The sequence below is a fragment of the Flavobacterium sp. W22_SRS_FK3 genome, assembly GCF_052113665.1.
Taxonomy (GTDB): domain Bacteria; phylum Bacteroidota; class Bacteroidia; order Flavobacteriales; family Flavobacteriaceae; genus Flavobacterium.
In genome coordinates, this window is record NZ_JBGQOF010000009.1 from 211,434 (window position 1) to 218,023 (window position 6,590).

4 protein-coding genes and 2 tRNA genes are annotated in these 6,590 nt (G+C 31.7%); 4 read left to right on the plus strand and 2 right to left on the minus strand.

Going from position 1 to position 6,590, the window contains the following annotated elements; all coding sequences use genetic code 11:
• Positions 1–185 precede the first annotated feature (185 nt).
• Positions 186–1,442, plus strand: a complete 1,257-nt coding sequence (locus ACEN2I_RS11245; protein WP_441766196.1) for a DUF445 domain-containing protein — start codon at positions 186–188, stop codon at positions 1,440–1,442.
• 130 nt (positions 1,443–1,572) lie between these two features.
• Here the strand turns inward: ACEN2I_RS11245 and gpmI are convergent, their stop codons facing one another.
• Positions 1,573–3,090, minus strand: coding sequence for a 2,3-bisphosphoglycerate-independent phosphoglycerate mutase (gpmI, locus tag ACEN2I_RS11250; protein ID WP_441766197.1), 1,518 nt, complete (start codon positions 3,088–3,090; stop codon positions 1,573–1,575).
• A 422-nt stretch (positions 3,091–3,512) separates the two neighbouring features.
• Between gpmI and ACEN2I_RS11255 the strand changes: the two genes are divergently transcribed.
• The gene (locus ACEN2I_RS11255) at positions 3,513–4,235 is read left to right on the plus strand and encodes a murein L,D-transpeptidase catalytic domain family protein (RefSeq protein ID WP_441766198.1); all 723 of its coding nucleotides are present in this window, start codon (positions 3,513–3,515) and stop codon (positions 4,233–4,235) included.
• Here the strand turns inward: ACEN2I_RS11255 and ACEN2I_RS11260 are convergent.
• Positions 4,224–5,807 (minus strand): L,D-transpeptidase family protein, encoded by a 1,584-nt coding sequence (locus ACEN2I_RS11260; RefSeq protein ID WP_441766199.1) that lies wholly within the window; start codon positions 5,805–5,807, stop codon positions 4,224–4,226. The two genes, ACEN2I_RS11255 and ACEN2I_RS11260, sit on opposite strands and share 12 nt — an antisense overlap.
• A 544-nt stretch (positions 5,808–6,351) precedes the next feature.
• Here ACEN2I_RS11260 and ACEN2I_RS11265 point away from each other — a divergent pair.
• Together ACEN2I_RS11265 and ACEN2I_RS11270 are read left to right on the plus strand one after the other, a co-directional pair.
• Positions 6,352–6,424, plus strand: a tRNA-Gly gene (locus tag ACEN2I_RS11265).
• A gap of 93 nt (positions 6,425–6,517) precedes the next feature.
• Positions 6,518–6,590, plus strand: a tRNA-Gly gene (locus ACEN2I_RS11270).

Genomic DNA, 6,590 nt, shown 5'->3' on the forward strand with positions numbered 1-6,590 from the left:
TTTTTTAATTTTTGGCAAAAATATAGATAGATATCTATCTAGTTATCCGCTAAGTGTACCTTTGTCTGTTTTTTTTATATTAAATGATTAAATTTGAATAGATGTAGATAGTCACGGTATTAAATATTGATTATAAAATAACAATTTACCTTCTGAAATTAGTAATACAAACAATTTAGCAAATCATGGAACCAATTATAAATCAAGAAAATATTGATAAAGAAAAGGCATTAAAAAGAATGAAAAGGAATGCTTTGGCGCTTTTGGGTTTTGCAGTGCTTCTTTTTATTATTGCTATTTATTTTAAAATTCCAATGCTGCAGGCTTTTAGCGAAGCGGCTATGGTTGGTGGAATTGCAGATTGGTTTGCAGTTGTTGCCTTATTTAGGCATCCTCTTGGAATCCCAATTTGGCATACCGCCATTATTCCAATCAAAAAGAATGAGATCGGAGAAAATCTTGGAAATTTTGTTTCCGAAGAATTTCTGAATCGTGAAAAATTAGAAATTAAATTAGAAGAATTCAATTTTGCCACCAAAGCTTCTGATTGGCTTTCGCAGAAAGAAAATGCAAATAAAATCGCCAACGCAATAGCGCTTAATATTATTCCGGGAATTTTAAAAACGATAAAAGATGAAGATATCAAACGATTCATTCAGGTTCAGTTTAAGGAAAAATTAGAGGCTATAAATTTGGGAGATTGGGTTGCATTGGCTTTAGAACCTTTACAGAAAGGAGATTTTAAAAATCAATTATTGACCAATGTTCTGGAGGTTTTGAGTACGGAATTGAGTAATAATAAAGATTTGATTCGGAAAAAAGTAAAACAATCAACGCCTTTGTTGAGCTTTGGCTTAGCCGATAAAAGTATTTCAGAAGGTATTTTTAACGGTTTGCAGGAGTTTTTAGATGAAGCAAAGAATCCGCAAAGCGAAATTCGATTTAAAATAGATGAATATATTTTTGATTTTCTGGACAAAGTGAAACATTCTGAAGATATGAGAATTAAAATCAATACTATGATTTTGAATTTTGCCGGAAAAAAAGAGGTTCAGGATTACATCAATGGAATTTGGGATGAAATAAAATTATCTATTGCTACTGATTTAGAAAAAGGTAATGAGTCTTCCATAAAAAAAAATATGGCCAGTTTGATTCAGCGTTTTGGAAGCGGTCTTCACGAAGATAAAATTATGGTTGATAAAATTAATAATTTCATTAAAAACGATTTACTTTCCGTTCTTCTGAATAATAAAAAAGTTATAGGCGATCTAATTTCTTCAACCGTAAAAAGCTGGGACGGTAAGGAAGTTTCTGAAAAATTAGAATTAGAAATCGGAAAAGACCTTCAGTACATTAGAATAAACGGAACTTTAGTGGGCGGACTTATTGGACTTATAATTTATGGAGTTGAGCAGTTATATCATTATTTCGTAATCTAATGTGGTGTTATTCAGTAGTAATACGTATAAATTTACAGAAATGATAAGAAACCATAATATTGATATGTCTTAAAAACAAAAGAGACAAATCCTAAAACTTGTCTCTCTTCTATTAAAAAAAAGTGGTTTTCTATAATAAGGAATGACAAGTCATTGCTTCAGGCTGTGGTACGCCCATTAATTCTAAAATAGTAGGGGCAATATCACCTAAAACACCATTTTGAATATTTTTTAATTCTTTATCCACCAAAATAATCGGCACCGGATTTGTTGTGTGTGCTGTATTTGGACTTCCATCAGGATTAATCATGGTCTCGCAATTTCCGTGATCGGCAATTACAATTGTTGTATAATTATTTGCAAGAGCAGCTTCAATAACTTGTTTTGCACAAGCATCTACAGCTTCGCAGGCAAGAATTGCTGCACTCATAATTCCGGTGTGTCCAACCATATCGCCATTTGCAAAATTCAGACAAACGAAATCTACTTCACCTTTCTCCAATTCCGGAACAAGAGCAGTTGTAAGTTCAAAAGCACTCATTTCTGGCTGTAAATCGTAAGTAGCTACTTTTGGAGAATTTCTTAAAATGCGTGATTCACCTTCAAAAGGTGTTTCTCTTCCTCCGGAGAAGAAAAACGTTACGTGAGGATATTTCTCAGTTTCGGCTATACGAATTTGTTTTTTACCGGCTTTTTCTAAAACTTCACCCAGGGTTTCAGTGATATTGTCTTTATTGTAAACGACTTTTACATTTAAATAAGTTTCATCGTAGTTGGTAAGCGTTACATAATACAAGTTTAATTTGTGCATGTTTTGCTCATGGAAATCTTGCTGCGAAAGAGCTTCTGTAAGTTCACGGCCTCTGTCTGTTCTGAAATTGAAAAATATCACAACATCACCTTCTACTATTGTCGCTAAAGGTTTTTCTTCCTCATCAACCATTACTATTGGGGCAATAAATTCATCGGTAACATCTTTTGAATAGCTGTCAAGAATACTTGCAACTGCATTTTTAGAGGGAGTACCTACTGCATTTACAACCAAATCATAAGCCAGTTTTACACGTTCCCAACGTTTATCACGATCCATTGCATAATAACGGCCAATAATTGAGGCAATTTTTACCGGCGAATCTTTAATATGATTTTCTAAGTCCTGAATGTATTTAGCACCTGATTTTGGGTCAACATCACGGCCGTCTGTAAAGGCGTGTACATAAACCTGATCTAAACCATATTCTTGAGAAGCATCGATTAATCCACGTAAATGTGACGTGTGTGAGTGAACACCTCCATCAGAAACTAATCCTAAAAAGTGTACTTTTTTATTGTTTTCCTTAGCATATGTAAAAGCGTCAACTAAGACTTGTTCTTTGGCAAGTGTTTGATGTGCTACTGCTAAATTTATTTTGGCTAAATCCTGATAAACAATTCTTCCGGCACCAAGATTCATATGACCTACTTCACTATTTCCCATCTGGCCTTCCGGTAAACCAACGTTTAATCCGTCAGTACGAAGCTGAGCGCTTGGGTAATTTTGGTAAAGACTGTTTATAAAAGGAACATTTGCGTTGTCTATTGCAGATACTTTAGGGTCAGGCGATTTTCCCCAACCATCTAAAATCATTAGGATTACTTTTTTGTTCATTGTTTTTAGTTTTTGACAAAGATAAACCATTTATAAAATACGAAAGTAAGGATTGATACAATTATGCTTTATAAAATAAACAATAACAAAAAATAATAATTTAGTTAAAGATGGCTTTGTTTTAAAAAGAGAATGCAGTGAAGTTTTATTTTCTAAGTTTATTGTATTATAGACCAGAAAGGCTTTTTAAACCTAAAAGCATTATATTTTTTAAAAATTAATTGTTACATAATTATTTGTTTTATTTATAAAGTTAAATTCCGACAAAAATTAATTTTTTAATTAGTTTAAATTAACTTTTTAAGAAGTAAATTGTTAAAGTTTGAACAAAAATAGCCTCTTTTCGTGATATTAATTTGGGTAACTATAAATTAATTATACATTTGTGAAATCCCAATACAAATGTAACCTAAACGTAATCAATGATTTATAAGATTTATCCCGCAATTTTATTTTTGTTTTTGTCATTTGGTACAGATTCTAAAAATACAGCTGAGACTCAGAATGTAACAGCGAAAAGCATAGTTAGAGTTGAAAAACTTGCTGCCGATGCTAAAATTGAAAGTATTTATAATTCCCTAAATACAAACAATTTTAAATTACCTGAATTAAAAACTTTTACTGAAGCTTTAAAAGGATTCTATTTATTGAAAGAAAGAGGAATTATTGAGAAAGATATCTTAACGTTAATCGACTTTAGTTTGTCCTCAAACTCAAAACGTCTTTGGGTAATCGACTTAGCAACAAATACTATTTTGTTTCAGTCACTTGTAGCACACGGAAGAAATACTGGTGAAGAGTTTGCTTCTGAATTTTCAAATAGAAATTCTTCTTATCAAAGTAGTCTTGGTTTTTATGCTACTGGTGAAATTTATCAGGGTAAACATGGCGCATCTTTGCGTTTGGATGGCTTAGAAAGAGGTGTTAATGATAATGCCCGCGAAAGAGCCGTTGTAATGCATGGAGCTGATTATGTATCAGAATCTTTTATCAGAAGTAACAAAAGATTAGGAAGAAGCTTGGGCTGTCCTGCTATTCCTGTTCAATTGACAAACGAAATTATTCAGACAATAAAAGATAAATCTTGTTTGTATATTTATCATCCATCAAGAGGCTTTATTCTGGAAAAAGAGCTAATTTCTTAATTTAGAATACAAATCTTCATCGAGATTATAAACATCATACCTAAAAATCAATTGATTTTTTTCGCTCCAAGCTGTCCAGTACCATTGATATAATTTATATTTTTTGGTAATTCTGATGCTGGTAGTTTTTTTACGGGCTATGATGGTATCGATTTTAGCTTTCGACCAGTTTTTAGAATCATCTAAAATATGCTGTGCTAATTCCAACGGATTTTCAACACGGACACAGCCTGAACTCAAAGAACGATTACTTCTTTCAAAATAGTTTCTGTGATTGGTGTCGTGCAAATACACACTATAATTGTTAGGAAACAGAATTTTTATTAAGCCCAAAGAGTTATTGTAACCAGGACTTTGAATGTATCTGTAACTGCGAGGTTTGTTTTCATTCCAGTTAGCAGGATCAACCACGTGTCCTGCGGTATCATAAATGGTGATGTTTTTATTTTTTAAATAATTTCGATTACGTTTCATAGCCGGAACAACATCTTCTTTTAAAATAGTAGGAGGAACAGTCCAGGTTGGGTTGAAAACAATTGTTTTAAGTGTTGAGGTTAAAACAGGCGTTTTTCTTTTGCTGGTTCCAACTACCACATTTCTAACTGCAGTGGTGTCTTGATTTTCTACAACTTTTAAACTATAGTCAGGAATATTCACTATAAAATGATTTTCTGAAAGTTCGTTAGGGTACCATCTCCAGCGTTCTAAATTGGCTATGATTTGATGTTTTCTTTTTTCTTTTGAAAAGTTTAAGGCATGAATCGTGCTTGCACCAATTACTCCATCGGGAGCTAATCCATGACGGGCTTGAAACTTTTTGACAGCTTCGAATGTTTTATTATCGTAGATGGCTGTTAAACTATCTTTTCCTGATATGTCATTCCAATACAAAAGTCTTTTTTTTATGTTGATTAATGCGGTATTAGTGTCTTTGAGAACTATTTTTCCGGCAAACTCAATAGTTTTAATGTTGTCCTCAGGAAAACTATTAATAAGTTTTAAGGCTTTTAATAATTGTTTATAGGTTTGATTTTTTGATTGAATATTTTCAACTAAACTATCTAACGTATTGTGGTTGAAGCTTTTTATTAAAGCAGTGTTTATATCTAGATTCTTGTCTTCAACGGCCCAGTCACGATATAAATATTTAGGATTTAATTTTCCCTCATATAAATGAATAACGTATTTTTCAAAATTGTGAGTCAGTAACAAATCATATTCAGCTAGTTGTTTGTTATTTAGTTGGTTGATTTGCGTTTCGTAAACCTCCATTTTTTTTACGCGATAATCATTTGGATTTAATCCTAGCTCATCTGATTTTTTTAGTAGAGATAAGATGTAACTTCTTTTTTTAAGATTTCCCCAAATGGTTTTGTTATCTGATGAAAGGTAAAATTGTTTTAATGTTTTGCTTTTATATGCATTTATAAGAGCGGTGTCTATATCAATAGTTCGCGCATCTGTAATTACGATCGCGGGCAAAGCTTTTTTTATTTTTTGGAGTGTATTTTTTTGTTCCTTTTTACAGCTTATAATGAAACATAATATTAATAGAAAGTAAAGTTTATTCATTTTATAATTTTGTAAATTCAATAATATTTTCCAGCTTCCCGGATATTACAATAGTTTTCTGATCTTGTATGCCAATTTTTATAGAATTCAACTGCTGATTTTTAGGTTGCTTTAAAACACAATGCTCTTGGCGTTGTTTTATTGCTATTTTTCAAAACCTTTTTTGGTGTGATTTTAAAATAAATATTTGCGAAACTAACCTTGTCAAATTTTCTGCAAATATAGAGCTGTTTTTTATAAATAACGAAATAATTCCTATTAAATAAGATTCTTGAAATAGTTTAAAATGATCTATTAACTCTAAATCATTACTATTAAAGATGCAGGTTTTGATACGTTTTTCTTTTCGAAGTATAGAATATCTCACAACAAACGTCTTTAAAGGAGCTATTTCTTTAATTAATGTCATAGTCTGAATAAAAAAACAAAGCTATAACATTTTAATTTTAAATAGATTACTAGAAATAGTGATTTTTAATTTATTTTTTTTCAAAAAAAGCTTGCTTTAAACCTTACTTATTTTTTATATTTGCACCTCAGTAATGCGAAAGTAGCTCAGTTGGTAGAGCTCCAGCCTTCCAAGCTGGTTGTCGCGAGTTCGAGCCTCGTCTTTCGCTCTAATCGAAACTTAGGTTTAGATTTTAAATATAAATAATTTTGTTTTTTATTTTTTTAAATCATTTAATTATTTATATTTGCACCCTGTTAATGCGAAAGTAGCTCAGTTGGTAGAGCTCCAGCCTTCCAAGCTGGTTGTCGCGAGTTCGAGCCTCGTCTTTCGCT

Excerpts from the sequence above, each read along its gene's own strand:
- ACEN2I_RS11245 (WP_441766196.1), top strand. The coding sequence starts at position 186 with ATGGAACCAATTATAAATCAAGAAAATATTGATAAAGAAAAGGCATTA.
- gpmI (WP_441766197.1), bottom strand. The coding sequence starts at position 3,090 with ATGAACAAAAAAGTAATCCTAATGATTTTAGATGGTTGGGGAAAATCG.
- ACEN2I_RS11255 (WP_441766198.1), top strand. The coding sequence starts at position 3,513 with ATGATTTATAAGATTTATCCCGCAATTTTATTTTTGTTTTTGTCATTT.
- ACEN2I_RS11260 (WP_441766199.1), bottom strand. The coding sequence starts at position 5,807 with ATGAATAAACTTTACTTTCTATTAATATTATGTTTCATTATAAGCTGT.